Origin of the sequence: Tranquillimonas rosea, assembly GCF_900111315.1 — a bacterium.
Classification (GTDB): domain Bacteria; phylum Pseudomonadota; class Alphaproteobacteria; order Rhodobacterales; family Rhodobacteraceae; genus Tranquillimonas; species Tranquillimonas rosea.
The window spans coordinates 130,569-149,805 of the sequence record NZ_FOGU01000010.1; the positions used below are offsets into that span (position 1 = coordinate 130,569).

17 protein-coding genes are annotated in these 19,237 nt (G+C 69.6%); 10 read left to right on the forward strand and 7 right to left on the reverse strand.

Annotated elements, in window-relative coordinates; all coding sequences use genetic code 11:
* Nucleotides 1-50: 50 nt before the first annotated feature.
* The 6 genes from glyS (at nucleotide 51) to glmM (ending at nucleotide 9,202) form a co-directional block, all read left to right on the forward strand.
* The gene (glyS, locus tag BMZ25_RS16165; protein ID WP_092695483.1) at nucleotides 51-2,192 is read left to right on the forward strand and encodes a glycine--tRNA ligase subunit beta; all 2,142 of its coding nucleotides are present in this window, start codon (nucleotides 51-53) and stop codon (nucleotides 2,190-2,192) included.
* 198 nt (nucleotides 2,193-2,390) lie between these two features.
* Nucleotides 2,391-4,940 (forward strand): putative PEP-binding protein, encoded by a 2,550-nt coding sequence (locus BMZ25_RS16170; protein WP_092695485.1) that lies wholly within the window; start codon nucleotides 2,391-2,393, stop codon nucleotides 4,938-4,940.
* Between the two features lie 175 nt (nucleotides 4,941-5,115).
* Nucleotides 5,116-5,811 carry a cell wall hydrolase gene (locus BMZ25_RS16175; RefSeq protein WP_235859904.1) on the forward strand — a complete coding sequence of 232 codons (696 nt, stop codon included), beginning with the start codon at nucleotides 5,116-5,118 and terminating at the stop codon, nucleotides 5,809-5,811.
* A gap of 66 nt (nucleotides 5,812-5,877) precedes the next feature.
* On the forward strand, nucleotides 5,878-6,810 hold the full coding sequence (locus tag BMZ25_RS16180) for a dihydroneopterin aldolase (protein WP_092695555.1): 933 nt from the start codon (nucleotides 5,878-5,880) through the stop codon (nucleotides 6,808-6,810).
* 38 nt (nucleotides 6,811-6,848) lie between these two features.
* Nucleotides 6,849-7,856, forward strand: coding sequence for a dihydropteroate synthase (folP, locus tag BMZ25_RS16185; protein ID WP_092695487.1), 1,008 nt, complete (start codon nucleotides 6,849-6,851; stop codon nucleotides 7,854-7,856).
* Entirely contained in the window at nucleotides 7,853-9,202 is a 1,350-nt protein-coding gene (gene glmM / locus BMZ25_RS16190) for a phosphoglucosamine mutase (RefSeq protein ID WP_092695489.1), read from the forward strand. Before folP ends, glmM begins: the two co-directional genes overlap by 4 nt.
* On the opposite strand, the gene BMZ25_RS16195 is transcribed toward glmM, so the two are convergent.
* Nucleotides 9,199-10,104: a DMT family transporter gene (locus tag BMZ25_RS16195; RefSeq protein ID WP_092695491.1), complete on the reverse strand. Its 906-nt coding sequence runs from the start codon at nucleotides 10,102-10,104 to the stop codon at nucleotides 9,199-9,201. The two genes, glmM and BMZ25_RS16195, sit on opposite strands and share 4 nt — an antisense overlap.
* A 73-nt stretch (nucleotides 10,105-10,177) precedes the next feature.
* Nucleotides 10,178-11,200 carry a ketol-acid reductoisomerase gene (ilvC, locus tag BMZ25_RS16200; RefSeq protein ID WP_092695493.1) on the reverse strand — a complete coding sequence of 341 codons (1,023 nt, stop codon included), beginning with the start codon at nucleotides 11,198-11,200 and terminating at the stop codon, nucleotides 10,178-10,180.
* A 135-nt stretch (nucleotides 11,201-11,335) separates the two neighbouring features.
* Here ilvC and BMZ25_RS16205 point away from each other — a divergent pair, with 135 nt between their 5' ends.
* Together BMZ25_RS16205 and BMZ25_RS16210 are read left to right on the forward strand one after the other, a co-directional pair.
* Nucleotides 11,336-11,791, forward strand: a complete 456-nt coding sequence (locus BMZ25_RS16205) for an Lrp/AsnC family transcriptional regulator (protein ID WP_092695495.1) — start codon at nucleotides 11,336-11,338, stop codon at nucleotides 11,789-11,791.
* On the forward strand, nucleotides 11,788-12,243 hold the full coding sequence (locus tag BMZ25_RS16210) for an Lrp/AsnC family transcriptional regulator (RefSeq protein WP_092695497.1): 456 nt from the start codon (nucleotides 11,788-11,790) through the stop codon (nucleotides 12,241-12,243). Before BMZ25_RS16205 ends, BMZ25_RS16210 begins: the two co-directional genes overlap by 4 nt.
* On the opposite strand, the gene BMZ25_RS16215 is transcribed toward BMZ25_RS16210, so the two are convergent.
* Together BMZ25_RS16215 and BMZ25_RS16220 are read right to left on the reverse strand one after the other, a co-directional pair.
* Complete coding sequence (locus tag BMZ25_RS16215) at nucleotides 12,212-13,444, reverse strand: FAD-dependent monooxygenase (protein ID WP_092695499.1); 1,233 nt, start codon at nucleotides 13,442-13,444, stop codon at nucleotides 12,212-12,214. The genes BMZ25_RS16210 and BMZ25_RS16215 overlap by 32 nt on opposite strands.
* Nucleotides 13,445-13,454: 10 nt before the next feature.
* Complete coding sequence (locus BMZ25_RS16220) at nucleotides 13,455-14,129, reverse strand: pyrimidine 5'-nucleotidase (RefSeq protein WP_092695501.1); 675 nt, start codon at nucleotides 14,127-14,129, stop codon at nucleotides 13,455-13,457.
* A gap of 103 nt (nucleotides 14,130-14,232) precedes the next feature.
* On the opposite strand from BMZ25_RS16220, the gene BMZ25_RS16225 reads away from it, so the two are divergent.
* Nucleotides 14,233-14,883, forward strand: coding sequence for a GntR family transcriptional regulator (locus BMZ25_RS16225; protein WP_092695503.1), 651 nt, complete (start codon nucleotides 14,233-14,235; stop codon nucleotides 14,881-14,883).
* Here the strand turns inward: BMZ25_RS16225 and BMZ25_RS16230 are convergent.
* Both BMZ25_RS16230 and carA read right to left on the reverse strand, forming a co-directional pair.
* Nucleotides 14,849-16,729, reverse strand: coding sequence for a glycosyltransferase family 2 protein (locus BMZ25_RS16230; RefSeq protein ID WP_235859905.1), 1,881 nt, complete (start codon nucleotides 16,727-16,729; stop codon nucleotides 14,849-14,851). The genes BMZ25_RS16225 and BMZ25_RS16230 overlap by 35 nt on opposite strands.
* 72 nt (nucleotides 16,730-16,801) lie before the next feature.
* Entirely contained in the window at nucleotides 16,802-17,953 is a 1,152-nt protein-coding gene (carA, locus tag BMZ25_RS16235; protein WP_092695505.1) for a glutamine-hydrolyzing carbamoyl-phosphate synthase small subunit, read from the reverse strand.
* A 199-nt stretch (nucleotides 17,954-18,152) separates the two neighbouring features.
* On the opposite strand from carA, the gene BMZ25_RS16240 reads away from it, so the two are divergent.
* The gene (locus BMZ25_RS16240) at nucleotides 18,153-18,614 is read left to right on the forward strand and encodes a GatB/YqeY domain-containing protein (protein ID WP_092695507.1); all 462 of its coding nucleotides are present in this window, start codon (nucleotides 18,153-18,155) and stop codon (nucleotides 18,612-18,614) included.
* 76 nt (nucleotides 18,615-18,690) lie between these two features.
* On the opposite strand, the gene BMZ25_RS16245 is transcribed toward BMZ25_RS16240, so the two are convergent.
* On the reverse strand, nucleotides 18,691-19,227 hold the full coding sequence (locus tag BMZ25_RS16245; RefSeq protein ID WP_092695509.1) for a DUF2244 domain-containing protein: 537 nt from the start codon (nucleotides 19,225-19,227) through the stop codon (nucleotides 18,691-18,693).
* Between the last annotated feature and the right edge of the window lie 10 nt (nucleotides 19,228-19,237).

Genomic DNA, 19,237 nt, shown 5'->3' on the forward strand with positions numbered 1-19,237 from the left:
TCCGCCCTCGAACCGGCTAAGCGGACCCCGCCAATAGACAAGGCGAAACCATGCCCGACCTTCTGATCGAACTGTTCTCCGAGGAAATCCCGGCGCGGATGCAGGCGAAGGCCGCCGACGACCTGCGCCGCCGCGTGACCGACGGGCTGGTCGAGGCGGGCCTGACCTATGCCCATGCCGGCGCCTTTGCCGGGCCGCGTCGCCTGACGCTCGCACTCGAGGGTGTGCTGGCCGCGTCGCCCGCCACCCGCGAAGAGCGGAAGGGCCCCCGCGTCGACGCGCCCGAGAAGGCGCTCGAGGGGTTCCTGCGCTCCACCGGTCTGACGAAGGATCAGCTCGAGGCGCGGGACGACAAGAAGGGGCAGGTCTGGTTCGCCGTGATCGAGAAAGAGGGCCGCCCCGCCGCCGACATCGTGGCCGAGGTGCTCGAAGAGACGGTGCGCAACTTCCCCTGGCCCAAGTCGATGCGCTGGGGCGACGGCAGCCTGCGCTGGGTCCGGCCGCTGCACGCGATCCTCTGCATTCTCACCGACGAGGCCGAGACGCAGGTCGTCCCGGTCGAGATCGACGGCATCCGCGCCGGCGACACCACGCGCGGCCACCGTTTCATGGCGCCCGAGCCGTTCGCGGTCACCGGCTTCGACGACTACGCCGCGCGCCTCAAGCGCGCCAGGGTGATGCTCAGCGCCGAGGAACGGCAGGACGCGATCCGGAACGAGGCGCAGACCCTCGCATTCGCCTCGGGGCTCGAGGTGGTCGAGGATGCGGGCCTTCTGGCCGAGGTCGCAGGCCTGGTCGAATGGCCCGTCGTGCTGATGGGCGAGATCGGGGAAGAGTTCCTCGACCTGCCGCCCGAGGTGCTTCAGACCTCGATGAAAGAGCACCAGAAGTTCTTCTCGGTCCGCGATGCGCGTCGCTCGGGGCAGATCGTGCGCTTCATCACCGTCGCCAACCGCGAGACCGACGATGACGGCGCCACGATCCTCGCCGGCAACCAGAAGGTCCTGGCCGCGCGGCTGTCGGACGCCAAGTTCTTCTGGGAAAACGACCAGCGCATCGCCGCCGGCGCCAGGATGCAGCCCTGGATCGACTCGCTCTCCGACGTGACCTTTCACGCCCGCCTCGGCAGCCAGGCCGACCGCGTGGGCCGCATCGCCGCGCTGGCGCGCGAGCTGGCCCCGACCGTGGGCGCCGACGCGGATGCCGCCGAACAGGCCGCCCGCATCGCCAAGGCCGATCTGTCGTCGGAAATGGTCGGCGAGTTCCCCGAGCTGCAGGGCCTGATGGGCCGCTACTACGCGACAACCGCGGGTTTCCCCGACGACGTCGCCGCCGCCTGCGAGGATCACTACCGCCCCCTCGGCCCCTCGGACGCGGTGCCCACGGCGCCGGTCTCGGTCGCCGTGGCGCTGGCCGACAAGCTGGACACGCTCGCGGGCTTCTGGGCGATCGACGAAAAGCCCACCGGCTCGAAGGACCCGTTCGCGCTGCGCCGCGCCGCGCTGGGGGTGATCCGCCTTCTGCTGGAGAACGGCGTGCGCCTGTCGCTGACCGACAGCTTCAACAACGTGCTGGGCGCGCACGAGATGGAACAGCTCGCCGCCCGCGGCGACGGCGCCGAGGCGGCGACCGATGCCATCAACATCGCCGAACGGGTCGGGCCCAAGGTCGCCGACCTGCTCGCCTTCTTCCACGACCGGCTCAAGGTCTACCTCCGCGACCGGGGTATCCGGCACGATGTCATCGACGCCTGCCTCGCGATGGAGGGCAGCGACGACCTCGCCCTGCTGGTCAAGCGGGCCGAGGCGCTGGCCGGCATCCGGCAGACCGAGGACGGCGAGAACCTGATCCAGGGCTTCAAGCGGGCCAACAACATCCTCCGCCAGGCCGAGGACGGCGTGGTCGAGTATTCCTTCGGGGCCGAGCCCAAGTTTTTCGAGACCGACGCCGAGCGCACCCTCTTCGACGCCCTGAGCGGCGCGGAAAAGACCATCGCCCCCCGCATGCAGGCCGAGGATTTCGGCGGCGCGATGCAGGCGATGGCCGCGCTGCGCAGCCCGATCGACGCGTTCTTCGAGACCGTGCAGGTCAACACCGACAGCGACATCATCCGTCGCAACCGCCTGAACCTCCTAGGGCAGATCCGCGCGGTGACCGGGCAGGTGGCTGACCTGTCGCGCCTCGAAGGCTAGGGGCCGCAAACCGTGCATACGGGTGGTGCACGCTCTGTGCACGTCCGGTGCACGCCCCGTGACTCCGGACCAATGGCGCGACCTGGCGGTCCCTCGCCACGGCGGGTGCTGTGGCGGCAGGCGGACGCTCCTGTCCGATCGGCCACTTGTGCGACTCGGCATCGCCGCTATCCTTCGACGTGAAGGATGGGTGCCGCAGTGCAGAAACATGTTGAAATCGCTGACTTTACTCCCATCACGCCGACGGCTGCGATCTCGGCGGCGGCGCATGGCGGGCGGGCGAAATGCCTGCAACGGCTGATCCGGCTGGACCTTCCGGTGCCGCGCACGCTGGCGCTGAGCGTCGATCAGGTGCGGTCGATTGCCGCAGGCCGCCGCCCCTACACCGAACAAATGCTACACGAGCTGGAATCTCCTTTGGTTTCAGTGCGTCCCAGCTCGGAAAGCGCCGATTGGGGCGGTCCCGCTGCCATCCTGAACATCGGAATGTGCGACAGAACCCACGCGGATCTCGCCGTTAACCTCGGCGAAAGGGCGGCCGACGCAATATACGCCCGGTTCATCCAGGCCTTTGCCGTCCATGTCGCCCGTCTGGACCCCGAGGCGTTCGATCTGCCGGCCCGGCCGGACGCCACGACCATCGCGTCGCTGCTCGACGCCTACGAGACCGAGCGCGGGGCGACCTTCCCGCAGGACCCAGCCGATCAGCTGGCCGATGCCCTGCGGTCCATGGCGCGCAGCTGGGACGGCCCCACTGCCCGCCTTCTGCGCCAGGCACGCGGCGCCCCGGCCGAGGCCGGGCTGGGGCTGGTGGTGCAGCAGATGGCCCTGGGCGTGGGTCGCCGGCACGAGGGCGAATCGGGCTCGGGCGTCATCCAGTTCATCGACAGCGCGACCGGCCTGCCGCAGATCACCGGCCGCTACCTGTCGCAGAGCCAGGGGCGCGAGGCGCTGCTGGCGGAAGAGGGGGCGATCTACCTGACGCAGGACCCGCGCGGTCCCTCGCTCGAGGATATCGCGCCGGAAATCCTCGACACGCTCACCGCCCACGGCACCCTCTGCCGCCGCCGTCTGCGCGAGGAGATGCAGATCGAGTTCACCATCGACGGCGGGCATCTGGCCATCCTCGACGCCGTCCGCGTGCCCCGATCGTCCCGCGCGGGGGTGCGCGTGGCCGTCGCGCTCGCCTCCGACGGCGTCATCCCCCAGGCCGAGGCCGTGGCCCGCGTCGAGCCGCGCGCCCTGTCGGAACTGCTCCACCCGCAGGTCGATCCGGCCCACCCGCCGGACGTGTTCGCCAGCGGCATCGCCGCCTCTCCCGGCGCCGCGACCGGGCGGCTGGTCTTTTCCGCCCGCGCCGCCCAGGCCGCCCAGGCCCGCGAGGAGCCCTGCATCCTCGTCCGCCGCGAGACGACGCCGGACGACGTGCGCGGCATGCATGCCAGCGTCGGCGTCCTCACCGAGAAGGGCGGCGCGACAAGCCACGCCGCGGTGATCGCGCGGGGCCTCGGGCTGCCCTGCGTCGTGGGGGCCGGTGGGATCGCGATCGACCAGCGCTCGGCGACGCTCACCGGCGACAAGGGCCGCACCTTCCGCGAGGGGGACTGGATCACCCTCGACGGCACGGGCGGCGTCGCCCTCGCCGGGGCCGTGCCGCTGCTGGAGCCCGCGCTCGACGACGCGTTCCGCACGCTGCTGTCCTGGGCCGACGATGCGCGCGACATCGGGGTCCGGGCCAACGCCGACACGCCCGCCGAGGCGCAGGTCGCCCGGACGTTCGAGGCCGAGGGCATCGGGCTGTGCCGGACCGAGCACATGTTCTTCGAAGGCGACCGGCTGACGGTCATGCGCGAGATGATCTTCACCGACAACGCCGAGGACAGGGAGGCCGCGCTGCGCCGTCTCCTGCCGGTGCAACGGTCCGATTTCGTGCGTCTTTTCAGAATAATGGAGGGGCAGCCGGTCTGCATCCGCCTGCTCGATCCGCCGCTGCACGAATTCCTGCCCGCCGGCCCGGACGCGCTGCACGACATGGCGGAATCGCTGAACCTGTCGCTGCGCAGCGTGACGGCGCGGGTCGAGGCGCTGCGCGAGTTCAACCCGATGCTGGGGATGCGCGGCGTGCGGCTGGGGATCGCGATTCCCGAGATCTACGAGATGCAGAGCCGCGCCATCTTCGAGGCCACGGTCGAGGCGGGCGGCGGCGTCGTGCCCGAGATCATGGTGCCGCTCGTCTCGGCCCGGCGCGAGGTCGAACTGGTGAAGGGCCGGGTCGATGCCGTGGCGGCGGCCGTGAAGGCCGAGACGGGGGCGAACTTCGATTATCGCCTCGGCGTCATGGTCGAAACGCCCCGCGCCGCCCTCCGCGCCGAAGAGATCGCGGCGAACGTCGCCTTTCTGTCCTTCGGCACCAACGACCTGACGCAGATGACCTACGGTCTCAGTCGCGACGACGCTGGGCGGTTCATGGGGGCGTATGTCGCGGAAGGGGTCTTCATCGAGGATCCGTTCCTGCGGCTCGACGTCGATGGCGTGGGCGAGCTGCTGACACTGGGCGCCGAACGCGGCCGCGCGGGCCATCCCGGCATCACCCTTTCGGTCTGCGGAGAGCACGGCGGCGACCCCGAGTCGATCGCCTTCTGCCGCGCGGCGGGATTCGACTATGTCTCGTGCTCGCCTTTCAGGGTGCCTCTGGCGCGGTTGGCTGCCGCGCAGATTGCATTGCGGGATCTCGGCTTCCCGCGCTAAGCCTTTCGGTTCCATGAAAAATTTCGCGCTTCGGCAGGAACCTGCCTAGGGGGCTATCCTAACGGCACCCGGATGGGTTACACGCTCCGCCGGCGCCCCGTGGGACGGGCGCCGTGATGCTGCTGCCGGAGTGTCGCATGTGCGCGCGACACCTTTTTGTTTCGGAGGTTCGGTCATGTATCAACGCCTTTTTGGGGCGCTTGTTCTGTGCGGCCTGATGGTCGCTGCACCGGTTCACGCCGACGTGGTCATGAGCACGTCGAACAATCCGGGAATCGACATTGATCCGGCGCCCGAGGCGTCGGACATGGAATCGCGTCTCGACGGCCTTCTGGGGGAGGCCCGGCCCGAGGTGCGCGCCGCGCGCGACCGCGGCATGAGCCGCTTCCTGTCGAAGCGCCGGAAAAGCATCGACGGCACGCCGTTGCCCGAAGGCGCGTACACCGCGGCCTACCTGGCCGACCAGCCGGCCAAGGAGGGCGGGGCGCAGTGGCGCTGCCTGACCGAGGCGCTCTATTTCGAGGCGCGGGGCGAGGACGTCAAAGGCATCTTCGCCGTGGCCGAGGTGATCCTGAACCGTGTCGACAGCGGCCGGTTCCCCGATTCCGTCTGCGGCGTGGTCAAGCAGGGCACCGGCAAGATCCATGCCTGCCAGTTCAGCTATACCTGCGACGGCGCCCCCGAGGTCGTCCACGAGATGCGGGCCTGGCGGAAGGTCGGCAAGATCGCCACGCTGATGCTGGACGGCGCGCCGCGCCGGCTTACCGATGGGGCGACCTACTATCACACGCGGGCCGTGTCGCCGGGCTGGTCCAACAGCTTCGACCGGACGACGGCGATCGGCGCGCACCTCTTCTATCGCCAGGCCTGAGGCGGGGCTGTCGCACGGGCGAGGAAACCGCTAGACCGGCGCAAACCGCCCCTGATGGAGCCGGCGATGACCAGCGAACTGCGCCTTGCCTTCGCGCACCCCGAAGAGCGCGCCCGCGCGACCCAGCCCGGAGATCCGCATGACCGGATCTCCCTGCGCGACCATGTGGTCGAGGTCGAGATCGGCGCCTTCCAGCCCGAGCGCGGCAAGACTCAGCGCGTGCGGTTCAACGTCGTCGTCGACGTGCGCCCGCATGACGCGGCGCGCGACGACGACGTCGACAAGATCCTCAGCTACGACACGATCACCGACGCCATCGAGGCCGAGCTGTCGGCCGAGCGGCTGAACCTTCTGGAGACGCTGGCCGAGCGCGTGGCCGAGCGTATCCTGCTGGCCCCGCTCGCCCTCCGCTGCTTCGTGCGGATCGAAAAGCTCGACCGCGGGCCCGGTGCGCTCGGGGTTGAAATCGCGCGCTCGTCGGAAGGGATGCCCCGCCTCGCGGAAGAGATCGGCGCGGACGATGCGCCGCATCCTCTGGTCGTGTTCCTGTCGAACGACGCCATTGCCTCGGACAGGCTGTCGGCCTGGCTCGACGCGCTCGAGTCCGACGGCCGGCCGGTGATCTTCGCGGTCGGGCCCGCGGATGTGCCCGCACCGCAATCCGGCGCGGCGGCGGCGCAGCGGCGCATCGACCTTCTGGCGATCGAGCAGAACGCCTGGGTGCTTGCCGGCCGCGACAGGCGTTGCGTCGTGGTCGAGACGCGGACCGAGTTCGACTGGGCGATGCGGCACGGGCGGATCACGGTCTGGGCGCCGTCCAAGCTCGTGCTCGACGCGGTCGAGCCGCCCTCGGCCCAGCCGCGCGATGCCGTCGCACTGGCGGGGTGGTTCGCTGGGCAGATGCACGCGCGGGAATTGCTGTGCGTCGGCGCGCCGGCCCCGACCGGCGCCTCGGTTCCGGTCGAGACCGCGCCATTGGACGCCGCCACGCTGGTCTGACTCTTGCCTCGCCGCCCCGGATGGTCGAGACCGGCACAATGAACCTTTATGTGCGTCCGCTCGTCCAGATGGGCCGTGCTCGGCCCGCCGATGCGCTTCCCCTTGCCGGTGGCTGGAGCTGGTTCAGCCATGTCGAGGTGCTGGAGCGCGGTCGGCCTCCGACCATGGTGCCTGCGCGGGACCTCTCCGACGCCATCGCCCACCGCCTGACCGCGCCGCGCCCGGACGTGGCCGGCCTGTCGATGGACATCCCCCGCCTGATGGGCATCCTCAACGTCACGCCCGACAGCTTCTCGGACGGCGGGCGCTATCTCGACCCCGGCGCCGCGATTGTGCAGGCGCGGGCGATGGCGGCGGCCGACATCCTCGACATCGGCGGGGAAAGCACCCGCCCCGGCGCCGTGACGGTGCCCGAGGCCGAGGAGATCGCCCGCACGGCGCCGGTAATCTCGGCCATCCGGTCCGAGTGGCCGGGGCCGATCTCGATCGACACGCGAAAGGCCGCGGTGGCGCAGGCGGCGCTGGACGCCGGGGCGGACGTGATCAACGACGTGGCGGCCCTGACCTACGACCCCGCCATGGCCGGCCTCTGCGCCGAAAGCGGCGCGCCGGTCTGCCTGATGCATGCGCAGGGCGACCCCGAGACGATGCAGGACGCGCCGCACTACGACGACGTGCTGCTGGACGTCTACGACTGGCTGGAGGCGCGCGTCCGGGCGGCCGAGGCGGCGGGTATCCCGCGCGAGCGCATCGTCGTCGATCCCGGTATCGGCTTCGGCAAGACGGTGCAGCACAACCTTGCGCTTCTCTCGGGCCTTTCGCTGTTTCACGGTCTGGGCTGTCCGCTCCTTCTGGGCGCCTCGCGCAAGCGGTTCATCGGCACGCTGGGCGGGGCCGAGATGGCGACCGAGCGCATGCCGGGATCGGTCGCGGTGGCCCTTGCCGGGATCGCTCAGGGGGTGCAGATCGTCCGCGTGCACGATATTGTAGAGACGAGGCAGGCCGTGACGCTGTGGCGCGCGGCAACGACAGGAGAAAGCGCATGAGCCGCAAGTATTTCGGGACGGACGGCGTCCGGGGCACCGCGAACACCCACCCGATGACGGCGGACCTCGCGCTCAGGCTCGGCGCGGCGGCAGGGCGGTATTTCCGCCGGGACGACATCCGCGAGCATCGCGTCGTGATCGGCAAGGACACCCGCCGTTCGGGATACATGTTCGAGACGGCGATGACCGCCGGCTTCACCTCTACGGGGATGAACGTCTTTCTGCTGGGGCCCGTGCCGACGCCAGCGGTGGGGATGCTGACGACCTCGCTTCGCGCGGATGTCGGGGTGATGATCTCGGCCAGCCACAACCCGCATGAGGACAACGGCATCAAGTTTTTCGGCCCCGACGGCTACAAGCTGTCGGACGAGGCCGAGATGGAGATCGAAGCGCTGCTCGAGGCCGGGACCGAACCCGCGCAGCCGGGCAATATCGGCCGCGCACAACGGATCGACGACGGCCGCTTCCGCTATGCCGAGCGGGTGAAGGCGACGCTGCCGATGGGGCAGCGGCTGGACGGCATGAAGGTGGTGATCGACTGTGCCAATGGTGCCGCGTGGCGGGCCGCGCCCGAGATCCTGTGGGAGCTCGGCGCCGACCCGATCCCGCTGGGCACTTCGCCCAATGGCTTCAACATCAACCAGGGCTGCGGCTCGACCGATACTCGCGCGGCGGCCGAGGCCGTGGTGGCGCACGGGGCCGACGTGGGGATCTGCCTCGACGGTGACGCCGACCGGGTGATGATTCTGGATGAGAACGGCGAGGTGGCCGACGGCGATCAGGTCATGGCGCTGCTGGCGGCTCGTTGGGCGTCGGACCAGCGCCTGCGCGGCAATACCCTTGTCGCCACGGTGATGAGCAACCTCGGGCTCGAGCGGTATCTCGGCGGGCACGGTATCGCGCTGCACCGCACCAAGGTCGGCGACCGCTACGTCGTCGAGGCGATGCGCCGTGAGGGCTTCAACCTGGGCGGCGAGCAGTCGGGGCATATCGTGATGACCGATTACGCGACCACCGGCGACGGGCTGGTCGCGGGCCTGCAGTTCCTGTCCGAGATGGCCCGCACCGGCCAGCCGGCCAGCAGCCTCCGCCAGCAGTTCGACCGGGTGCCGCAGCTGTTGCAGAATGTTCGCTTCTCGGCCGGGCGGACACCGCTCGAGGCCGACACGGTCAAGGAGGCGATCGCCACGGCAGAGGCGCAGCTTGACGGGCAGGGTCGCCTGTTGATCCGCAAGTCGGGGACCGAACCGCTGATCCGCGTCATGGCCGAGTGCGAGGACGAGAGCCTGCTGGCCCGCGTCGTGGGCGACATCGTGGCCGAGGTCGAGGCGGCAGGCCGGACCTAGCTTCGCCGAAAGAGACGCCGCATGCTGTACCACTGGCTCACGGCCACACCCGTCAGGATCAGGGCGAGCGCCGCGAAGAAGCGCGGCGGCAGCACCTCGCCCAGCACCAGCGCGCCGAACGCCATGGACCACAGCGGCACCTGGTAGTTCACGAGGGTCATGAAGACCGACCCCGCCGTCCGGATCACGCTGACCCGGAGCATCGTGGCAAGCGCAGTGGGAACGAGCCCGAGAAAGACGATGGCAAAGCTCGGCGTCTCGCCCTGCCACCGGGGGACGCCTTCGGTCAGCAGCATCGCGGGCACGAGGATCGCCGCCCCCACCGACAGCATCAGGGCGGTCAGCGCGATGGGGTCCACAGGCGGGCATCTACGGGTGACGATCGACGCGCAGGCATAGCTGACGGCGGCGCAAAGGCACGCGAGGCGGCCCCACAATTCAGCCGCGCCGCCGGCCGGAGATGTCGCGTCTCCGCCAAGGAGTACCGCCGCGCCGATAAAGCCCAGCGTCACGCCTGCCGCGCGGCGCAGATTCAGCGGCTCGTCCGAAAAGAAATGCGCGAGCGGCAGAACAAAGAGCGGCAGCGCGGCCATGCTCAGCCCGGCGAAGGCCGAGGGCACGTGCTGCTGGCCCCATGACAGCAGGAAGAACGGAAGCGCCGTCGACAGCGCCCCGATCGCCACGACATGCGCCCAGAACCGGCCGTCGCCGTGTGGCATCGGCCGCCGCATCACTCGCATAAGCGCCAGCATCGCCACGGCCCCCAGCGTCGTGCGCGCGCAGGCCACGGTCACCGGACCATAGCCCTGCAGCGCCACGCTCACCACCATGAACGTGCCGCCCCAGATCACGCCGAGCGCGGCGATGGACAGCCAGTTTGCGGTGGTCGGGGCCGCGACCATTTTCGTCCTTTCCTGACAGGACGAGGGCGCCCGCGATACCGGACGCCCCCAGATTGCAGCAGTCTTGCCGCGATCAGTTCTTCGACTTGTCGACCATGCGGCCGGCCGAGATCCACGGCATCATCTCGCGCAGCTTCTCGCCCACCTTCTCGATCTGGTGCTCGTCGTTCAGGCGACGGGTCGCCTTGAACATGGGCTGGCCGACCGTGTTCTCGGTCATGAAGTCGCGGACGAACTTGCCGGTCTGGATGTCCGTCAGGACCTCCTTCATCCGCGCCTTCGTCTCGTCGTAGGGCAGGATGCGCGGACCCGAGACATACTCGCCGTACTCTGCGGTGTTCGAGATCGAGTAGTTCATGTTCGCGATGCCGCCCTCGTAGATTAGGTCGACGATCAGCTTCACCTCGTGGAGGCACTCGAAATACGCCATCTCGGGCTCGTAGCCGGCCTCGACCAGCGTCTCGAAGCCCAGTCGGATCAGTTCCACGAGACCGCCGCACAGAACGGCCTGCTCGCCGAAGAGGTCGGTTTCGCATTCCTGGCGGAACGTCGTCTCGATCACGCCCGAACGGCCGCCGCCGATGGCCGCGCAATAGCTCAGGCCCAGCTCCATCGCCTTGCCGCTCGCGTCCTTCTCGACCGCGACGAGGCACGGGACGCCGCCGCCCTTGACGTATTCACCGCGCACGGTGTGGCCGGGGCCCTTGGGCGCCATCATCAGGACGTCGACGCCCGGCTTCGGCTCGATCAGGCCGAAATGCACGTTCAGGCCATGGGCGAAGGCGATCGCGGAGCCTTCCTTCAGGTGGTCGTGGACGTACTTCTTGTAGGTCTCGGCCTGCAGTTCGTCGGGCATGGTGAACATGATCAGGTCGCACCACGCGGCGGCCTCGGAGATCCCCATGACCTGCAGGCCCTCGGATTCGGCCTTGGCGCGGCTGGGCGAGCCTTCGCGCAGCGCGATGACGACGTTCTTGGCGCCGGAGTCGCGAAGGTTCAGCGCGTGGGCGTGGCCCTGGCTGCCATAGCCGAGGATCGCCACCTTCTTGTCCTTGATCAGATTGATGTCGCAATCGCGGTCGTAATAGACGCGCATCTTTGGCCTCCTTCCGGGCGTTGACGTTGGGCGCACCATATGGGTCGACGCTGCCAACCGCGAGCCTCGGGATTGACAATAATCCAGGTCATTTAGAAAAGATCATGCGTTAATATCTGATAAGGCGGGATAATCATGCGTGACGATCTGGACAGACGGCTGCTGCGCCATCTTCACGCCGACCCGGCGCTGACGGCGACCGCGCTGGCGCGGCGCGCGGACACGACCGGCGCGGTGGCCGCCCGCCGGCTGGAGCGGCTGCGCGCCGACGGTGTGATCCGGGGCCGGCACGCGCGGATCGACTGGCGGGCGCTCGGCTTCGAGGTCGAGGTCAGCCTGCGCGTCACGCTGGACAAGACCGAAAGCGGCGCCTTCGACCAATTCATCGCCGCGGCCCGACAGGTGCGCGAGGTGATCGAGATCCAGACATTCCTTGGCCGTGTCGACGTGCGCCTTGGCGTAATCGCGCGGTCGATGAGCCACTACCAGGAGATCTACCGCGACCGCATCCTCGCCCTGCCGCATATCGCGGACATCGAGGCGCTGATGCACGTCGCGACGCTGAAGACCGAGTCGAGCCTGCCGATATGACCGAGATCGACGCCATCGACCGCACGCTGCTGCGCGAACTTTCGCTGGATGCCGGCCAATCCGCCGGGGCGCTTGCGCGGAAGGTGAACCTGAGCCAGCCGGCTACCTACCGGCGCCTGCGGCGGCTCGAGGCGGCGGGCGTGCTGGCCGGGCGGTGGCTGGACCTCGACCTGGAGAGGCTGGGGCTGGGCGTCACCGTGTTCTTGGGCATCAAGCTGGCCACCAAGGGCCGGGTCAGCCTGCAGGATTTCGAGCGTGCCATCACCGCCATCCCCGAGGTGCAGAGCGTCCAGCATGTGCTCGGGCTGTACGATTACCGCCTTCGGGTCGTCGCGCGGGACCTGCCCGATTTCGAGCGCGTGCTGCGCCGGCGTATCATGACCCTGCCGGGGGTGGGCGAGGTCGAGGCGAACGTCCTTCTCAGCGAGGAAGTCCGCCCCGGTCCGATCTGACCTCAGTGTCGCCAAGCCCCGCGCGCATGATCTTCCGCCGCAGCGGGGCCAGGCCATGAACCGCGCTCAGCCCGGCGGTGCGTGCCGCCTGGGCCAACGGCCTGTCCGACTTGCAGACGCGGTTGAACAGGTCGATCACCGCGGCGCGGGCATGGACGTCGCGCGTGCGCCCCTTCTCGAACGCCGCCAGCATCTCGTCACCGCCCAGCGTTTCGCGGTGACGCTCGGCCAGGTTGAGCAGAAGCGCCACGTCCACGAGCGAGGTGTTCAGCCCCTGCGCCCCGATGGGAGGCAGCACGTGGGCCGCTTCGGCCAGAATGGCGGTGCGGCGGGCGGTCATGCGGTGGGCGGTCTGCGTGATGACCGGCCATGCCCGGATCGGCGTCACGGGTGTCATCCGCCCGAGGATGTCGCAGGAGCGCAGGCGCAGTGTCTCGGCAAAGGTCTCTGCCGGGCCGGCGCGCAGTTCGGCGCTGCGCGGGCCGTCGTCCATCCAGACGATCGCCGAGGCGGGCTGTCCGTCGTGGTCGGGCAGGGGGACCGTGGTGAAGGCGCCGCCCGAATTGTAGATTTCGGTCGAGATGTTGCCGTGCGGCACGGGATGGGTGACGGCAAAGGCCAGCGCGGTCTGCCCGTAGCGCGTCGTGTCGACGCCGATCCCGGTGGCCTGCCGGACGGGCGAGGCGCGGCCGTCGGCGCCCAGCACCAGGCGGGCGGTCAGATGCGTGCCGTCGTCCAGCCGCACCCGCGCTTCGCGGTCGCGGACCAGCATTTCCGAGAACCCGGTGCCGAGCCGCAGGTCGACCCGCGGCATCTCCGACAGGATCGCGGCCAGTTCGCGCCGGGTGCGCCAGTTCGGGATGTTCCAGCCGAAACTGTCATGGCCCAGGTCGCGCGCCTCGAAGGACCGCCGCTCGCGTTCCGCCGGCGGCCAGCCGGTCGTGTCGATGACCCGCAGCACCTCGAGCGGCGTGGCATGGGGGGCCAGCGTTTCCCACAAGCCCAGCCGGTCGAACAGGGCGCGGGCGGGCCGCAGGTAGGCGGTCGAGCGCAGGTCCGAGCCGGCCGCATCGGCGCTGTCGGCCGGAACGGAGGGATCGACGATGCAGACCGAGAACCCGGCTCGCGCCAGCCCGGCGGCGGTCACCATGCCGGCGATACCGGCGCCCGAGACGAGAATATCGACTGTGGCGTGTGTCATGCCATCGAACCTAGGCCGCCGGCGGGGCGGGGAAATGCGCCGCGTCGCGCAGTCGCAGCAGGAAACCGCCCAGATCGTCCGTGTGATGGTGGATATGCGGCGCCTCGGTCGCTTCGGGCGCCACGTGAACGGTGCGCAGCCCCAGAGCATGTGGCACTTCGAGGTTGCGGGGATCATCCTCGAACATCGCCGCGGCGGCGGTTTCCACGCCGTCCCGCGCGAACACCCTCTCGAACGCGGCGCGTTCGGGTTTCGGGCGGTAGCCGGCGTGCTCGACGCCGTAGATTGCATCGAACGCATCGCCAAGGCCGCGGGCCCCGGCCACCCGCGCGGCGTAGGGTGCCGAGCCGTTGGTGTAGATGATCTTGCGCCCGGGCAGCGCGCCGATCGCCTCGGCGAGTGTCGGGTCCGGGGCCAGATCCGCGAGATCGATCCGGTGCACGTCCTCAAGATAGCCGACCGGATCGACCCCGTGCTCGGCCATCAGCCCGGCAAGCGTGGTGCCGTAGCGCTGCCAGTAGTCCTGGCGCAGGCGATCGGCGTGGTCCTTTTCCATCCCCAGGGTGCGGTTCATCCACGCCGTCATCCGCCGCTCGATCTGGTCGAAGAGCCGCGCCTCGGGCGGGTAGAGCGTGTTGTCGAGGTCGAAGACCCAGGTGCGCACATGGGCGAAATCGTCGGTCATGGGCGCACCGTATGTGGCCCGCGTGCCATGCGCAATCGGGCCGGCGCCTTGCACGGCCCGTGGCCGCGGCGCTAGGCTGCGACAGGTTCTAGGAGGCACGGCGATGGCCGAGACGAAGGCGGGCCAGAGGGACGCCTACCAACTGATCCTCGAAGCGATCGACATCGGGATCTACAAGCCCGGAGACCGGCTGGTGGAATCCGAGCTCGCCGACCGTTTCGGCGTCTCCCGCACGCCGATCCGCGAGGCGCTGCAGCGGCTCGAGACTCAGTCGATGCTGACGCGCGACGGGCGGTCGTTGATCGTGGCGTCGCTCGACCACAACCAGCTGGCCGAGCTCTATGTCGTCCGCACCGAGCTCGAAGGTCTCGCCGCACGACTGGCGGCGCGCCACGCCGCGCCCGAGGAGATCCGAGTGCTGCGGCAGATGGCGCACGAGGACCGGGCGCTGCTGAACGAGCCGGCGGCGCTTGCGCGGGCGAACCGGCGGTTTCACAAGCAGATCCACCTGGCCTCGCACAATCGCTACCTCGTGCAGCAGCTCGACCTGGTGCATCGCTTCATGGCGCTGATGGCGACCACGTCGCTCGCCGTGGACGGGCGCGGAGAGCACGCCCTGGACGAGCACGACCATATCGTCGCCGCGATCGAGGCCGGAGACGGAGACGCGGCGAGCGAGGCGGTGAAGGCCCATATTTCCAAGGCATTCGAGACGCGGCTCAGGCTGGATGCCGCGCGCGAGGCGGCGGAGTAGCGTCGGGCGGCGACACGCCATGCGCCGTCTTGTCCCAGAAGAACGGCCGGGTGATGCACTGGATCAGGCCCCGCCACGCGGCGGCCGTGGCCAGCATGAAATAGAAGGGCAGCGTCGGCAGCCAGGGGATCAGCCAGCTCTGCCCGCCCATCCGCAGCGCAAGGACCTGGGAGGTCAGCGTCATGACGCCCGACAGCCCCACCGTCAGGCTGATCAGAAGCGACGGGAGCGGCCCCAACCCCTGCCACGGATGCGGCAGCCCCAGGGCGAGCAGCACGAGGGTCCACAGGAGCGGCGCCCCGAGGAACCCCGCCAACGTCCCGAGGAACAGCATCTGCACCCCCAGGAACCGCCACGCCCCCAGTTGCCGCAGCAGCCGAAGCGGATTGCGCATATGTACCGCCCAGGTCATCGCGTAGCCCTTGAGCCAGCGCGAGCGTTGCCGGATCCACGTCCAGACCCGGCAATTCGCCTCTTCCAGAGTGTCGGTGTCGACGAGCTCGGTGCGATAGCCATGCCGGGCGAGCCGCAGTCCCAGCTCGGCATCCTCGGTCACGTTGTGGGCGTCCCATGCGCCGAGCGCCTCGAGCGCGTCGCGCCGGAAAAACAGGGTCGTGCCCCCCAGCGGCAGCACCAGCCCCATCCGCGCGAGCCCCGGCAGCACCACGCCGAACCACACCGAGTATTCGACGGCAAAGCACCGCGACAGCCAGTTGGCGCGCGGATTGTAGAAGCCCAGCCGGCCTTGCAGGCACGCGACCTCGGGGGGCGCGGCGCGGAACCCGGCGACCACCTTGTCCAGCTGATCGGGTGCGGGCATGTCCTCGGCGTCGTAGATTCCGACGATCTCGCCCCGGCAGAGGTCGAGCGCATAGTTCATCGCCCGCGGCTTGGTCTTGAGCGCGCCGCGCGGCACCGTCACGGGCGTCATCCACGGGGGCAGGTCGGCCTCGGCCAAGGCGGCGCGGGTGGTCGCGTCGTCCTCTTCGACCACCAGCCATGCCTCGATCAGCGCGCGGGGATAGGTCAGGCGCGACAACCGTGCCACCAGCGTCCCGGCGATGGCCCGTTCCCGGTGCAGCGGGATCAAGAGCGAGACGCGCGGCAGGCGCATGGGAACGACGTTGCGGGCCGGCTGTCGGGGGATCTGCGGCCCGTGCTCGGGTGCCCGCGCAACGATCCCGGCCAGCAGGGCTGTGTTCGCCACGAGCGTCAGGATCGCCAGCCCGAGCGCCACGGAAAAGCTCGTCTGCGGCGCCGCCACGACCAGCGCGAGCGTCGCCAGCGTCAGGACCAGCAGCTTGGCCCGGAACGCCCAGCCCACCAGGCTGCGGCAGCTTTCGTCCGTCGACGTGCGCGTCTCGGCCCGTCGCGCCAGTTCCGGCCCCGCCGCCTCGGCGACCAGCGCGGCCACCTGTTCCTGCGTGGCGACCATGGGACGCATCGTGCCCACCGCTGCCCGCAGCCGTTGCGCATGGGTCCGCAGCAGTTCCGGTCGGGCCGTCGCCAGTGGCACCGGCCCCCGCCACCGCCGCAGGGGCACGAGGCCGTTCGCGAGGCACCATTCGGGCCCGAGCCGGCGGACGAGGCCCCGGTCGGGGCGCATGTCCCCGTGGCAGGTCTCGATCTCGAACTGCCGGGCCAGGGCCTGCGCCAGGGTCTCGGCCCGCACAGCCCCTTCGGCCAGCAGGATCTCTCCAAGCCGCGCGGCCTCACGCTCCTGCCGGGCGAGCGCGCTCTCGATCGTGTCGGCGGGAAGCCCGCCGTCCCGCAGGACCTCGCCCAGAAGCGGGCGGTCTGCACGTTCCCACACGGGAAGCGGGCGGGTCGGACCGGGTCGGAACATGGGCGGCCTTCTGGCTCGGGCATCGGTGCCCAGAGCCTCGCCGCCGGCCGGTTAAGGCCGCGTTAAGCGGCCTCAGCCCATCGCATTGGTGAAACGCTCGAACAGGTAATAGCTGTCCTGCGGGCCGGGACTGGCCTCGGGATGGTACTGGACCGAAAACACTGGCCGGTCGGCCATCCGGATGCCGCAGTTCGAGCCGTCGAACAGCGAGACATGCGTCTCCTGCACCTTGTCGGGCAGGGTCTGGCTGTCCACGGTGAAGCCGTGGTTCATCGACGTGATCTCGACCTTGCCGGTGGACAGGTCCTTGACCGGGTGGTTCGCGCCGTGGTGGCCGTGGTTCATCTTCACCGTCCGCGCCCCAAGCGCCAGCGCCAGGATCTGGTGGCCCAGGCAGACGCCGAAGACCGGCATGTCACGCTTTGCCATCACCTCCTGCAGCATCGGCACCGAGTATTCGCCGGTCGCCGCCGGGTCCCCGGGCCCGTTCGACAGGAACAACCCCTCGGGATCGTGGGCGAGGACGTCGTCGGCACTCGCCGTCGCGGGCAGCACGGTGACGTCGCAGCCGGCGCTGGCCAGGCAGCGCAGGATGTTCCGCTTGGCGCCGTAGTCGATCGCCACGACCCGCCTCCCCGGCGTGTCCCGCCGGGTATATCCCTCGGGCCAGGCCCACCGCATCTCGTCCCAGCGATAGGTCTGTGCACAGGTCACGTCCCGCGCCAGGTCCAGCCCGACGAGCCCCGGAAAGGCGCGGGCCGCGGCGACCAGCGCCTCGATGTCGAAATTGCCCTCGGGGTCGTGGGCCAGCGCGACATGCGGCGCGCCCTGTTGCCGGATCGCGCGTGTCAGCCGACGTGTGTCCAGCCCCCCGATCCCGATCCGGCCCCGGCGGCGCAGCCATTCCTCCAGCCGGTCGGTTGCCCGCCAGTTCGACGGGTCGGTCGGATCCCACTTCACGACCATCCCTGCGGCAACGGGTTCCGCGGTTTCGTCATCCTCGGGATTGACGCCCGTATTGCCCACGTGGGGGAACGTGAAGGTGACGATCTGCCCGGCATAGGAGGGATCGGTCATGATCTCCTGGTAGCCGGTCATCGCGGTGTTGAAGCACAGCTCCGCCTCGGTCTGGCCGGTGGCGCCGAAGCCTGTGCCGTAGAACAGCGTGCCGTCGGCGAGGGCGAGGCAGGCGGTCGGGCGGGACGACGCCGGGCTGGCGGGCATGGGGCGGCTCCTGGGTGGGGTCAAATCTGCGCGAACCTATGTCCGCGCGGGGCGGCGGTCAAGGCAGGCACGGCGATGTGTTTCGGCGCGAAATCACCGCCTTGAGCGATCGTGGCCCGCGTTGTGGTCGCCGGGGCATTGCGATAGTGTCGGAGCGCTGTGGAACCGCCCGGATCCGGGCATCGGAAGGATGAGTCAGATGGACATGCGCAGCCGCGTCGCGTCGGCATTGAAAGACGCGATGAAGCAGAAGGACGCCGCGCGCCTCAGCACGCTCCGGCTCATCAACGCCGCGATCAAGGACCGCGACATCGCGCTGCGCGGCGAGGGCGAGGATGGCGGCGTGACCGACGCCGAGGTGATCGGCATCCTGGGCAAGATGGTCCGACAGCGCCAGGAAAGCGCGCGCGCCTATGAAGAGGGCGGCCGCCTCGAACTGGCCGAGCGCGAACTGACCGAGATCGAGATCATCCAGGAGTTCCTACCCCGGCAGATGTCCGAGGGTGAGGTCGACGCCGCGATAGACACCGCCATCGCCGAGACCAACGCCGGCTCGATCCGCGACATGGGCCGCGTCATGGGCGTCCTCAAGGACCGCCATGCCGGCCAGATGGATTTCGGCGCCGTCGGCCCCAGGGTCAAGAAACGCCTCTCCGCCTGACCCGCGCTTCTTCTGTCCGGAAATATCCCGGGGGAGTCGCCGCAGGCGACGGGGGCGGCGCCCCCGCACTCCGTCGCTATGGCGCCAGCCCCCCGAGCAGCCGCTTGAGTTGCTCGTAGAGCCCGGTGCGCTCGTCCTCGCTCAGGAACGCCCCGATCTCGACTTCGCGCCCTGCGCCCGAGAGGGTGACATAGTTGGCCACCGGCCCTCCCGTCTCGTGCAACTCGACGCGGACCCAGTAGGGATTGGCGTGCCATTCCTGCGCCTCGCCGCGCGGATTGGTGCGTTTCAGCTCGATCCGGTCAGACCAGAGCGTCAGTTCCTCGTGGATCTCGCCGTCCCGGTACGAGCGCTGGAGAAAGTAGTAGAGCGCCCACAGTGCCCCCAGCAGGAACGGCAGCAGCCCCCAGAGCACGACGGTCCCGAGGACGGGGATCAGCGGTACCATCAGCAACGCGAAGGTGATCGCGATGAACCACACGAAGCCTTCCTTGGGAAGCGAGCGGTGGGGCCAGAGATGCGCATGTGCCAGAGGAGCGCCGCCCTCATGTGAAAAGGCCCCGGTCTGAGTGACCGGGGCCCCTTCGATCATGTGATCCCAGAGCAGGGGCATCGGACCCTGA

Bases quoted from the DNA above. Each gene is read 5' to 3' on its own strand.
- BMZ25_RS16195 (WP_092695491.1), bottom strand. From the start codon at position 10,104: ATGGTCGCGGCCCCGACCACCGCAAACTGGCTGTCCATCGCCGCGCTC.
- carA (WP_092695505.1), bottom strand. From the start codon at position 17,953: ATGCCCGCCAGCCCGGCGTCGTCCCGCCCGACCGCCTGCCTCGCCCTC.
- ilvC (WP_092695493.1), bottom strand. From the start codon at position 11,200: ATGCGCGTCTATTACGACCGCGATTGCGACATCAATCTGATCAAGGAC.
- BMZ25_RS16180 (WP_092695555.1), top strand. From the start codon at position 5,878: ATGACCAGCGAACTGCGCCTTGCCTTCGCGCACCCCGAAGAGCGCGCC.
- BMZ25_RS16240 (WP_092695507.1), top strand. From the start codon at position 18,153: ATGGACATGCGCAGCCGCGTCGCGTCGGCATTGAAAGACGCGATGAAG.
- folP (WP_092695487.1), top strand. From the start codon at position 6,849: ATGAACCTTTATGTGCGTCCGCTCGTCCAGATGGGCCGTGCTCGGCCC.
- BMZ25_RS16230 (WP_235859905.1), bottom strand. From the start codon at position 16,729: ATGTTCCGACCCGGTCCGACCCGCCCGCTTCCCGTGTGGGAACGTGCA.
- BMZ25_RS16210 (WP_092695497.1), top strand. From the start codon at position 11,788: ATGACCGAGATCGACGCCATCGACCGCACGCTGCTGCGCGAACTTTCG.
- glmM (WP_092695489.1), top strand. From the start codon at position 7,853: ATGAGCCGCAAGTATTTCGGGACGGACGGCGTCCGGGGCACCGCGAAC.
- glyS (WP_092695483.1), top strand. From the start codon at position 51: ATGCCCGACCTTCTGATCGAACTGTTCTCCGAGGAAATCCCGGCGCGG.
- BMZ25_RS16205 (WP_092695495.1), top strand. From the start codon at position 11,336: ATGCGTGACGATCTGGACAGACGGCTGCTGCGCCATCTTCACGCCGAC.
- BMZ25_RS16215 (WP_092695499.1), bottom strand. From the start codon at position 13,444: ATGACACACGCCACAGTCGATATTCTCGTCTCGGGCGCCGGTATCGCC.
- BMZ25_RS16225 (WP_092695503.1), top strand. From the start codon at position 14,233: ATGGCCGAGACGAAGGCGGGCCAGAGGGACGCCTACCAACTGATCCTC.
- BMZ25_RS16220 (WP_092695501.1), bottom strand. From the start codon at position 14,129: ATGACCGACGATTTCGCCCATGTGCGCACCTGGGTCTTCGACCTCGAC.
- BMZ25_RS16245 (WP_092695509.1), bottom strand. From the start codon at position 19,227: ATGCCCCTGCTCTGGGATCACATGATCGAAGGGGCCCCGGTCACTCAG.
- BMZ25_RS16175 (WP_235859904.1), top strand. From the start codon at position 5,116: ATGTATCAACGCCTTTTTGGGGCGCTTGTTCTGTGCGGCCTGATGGTC.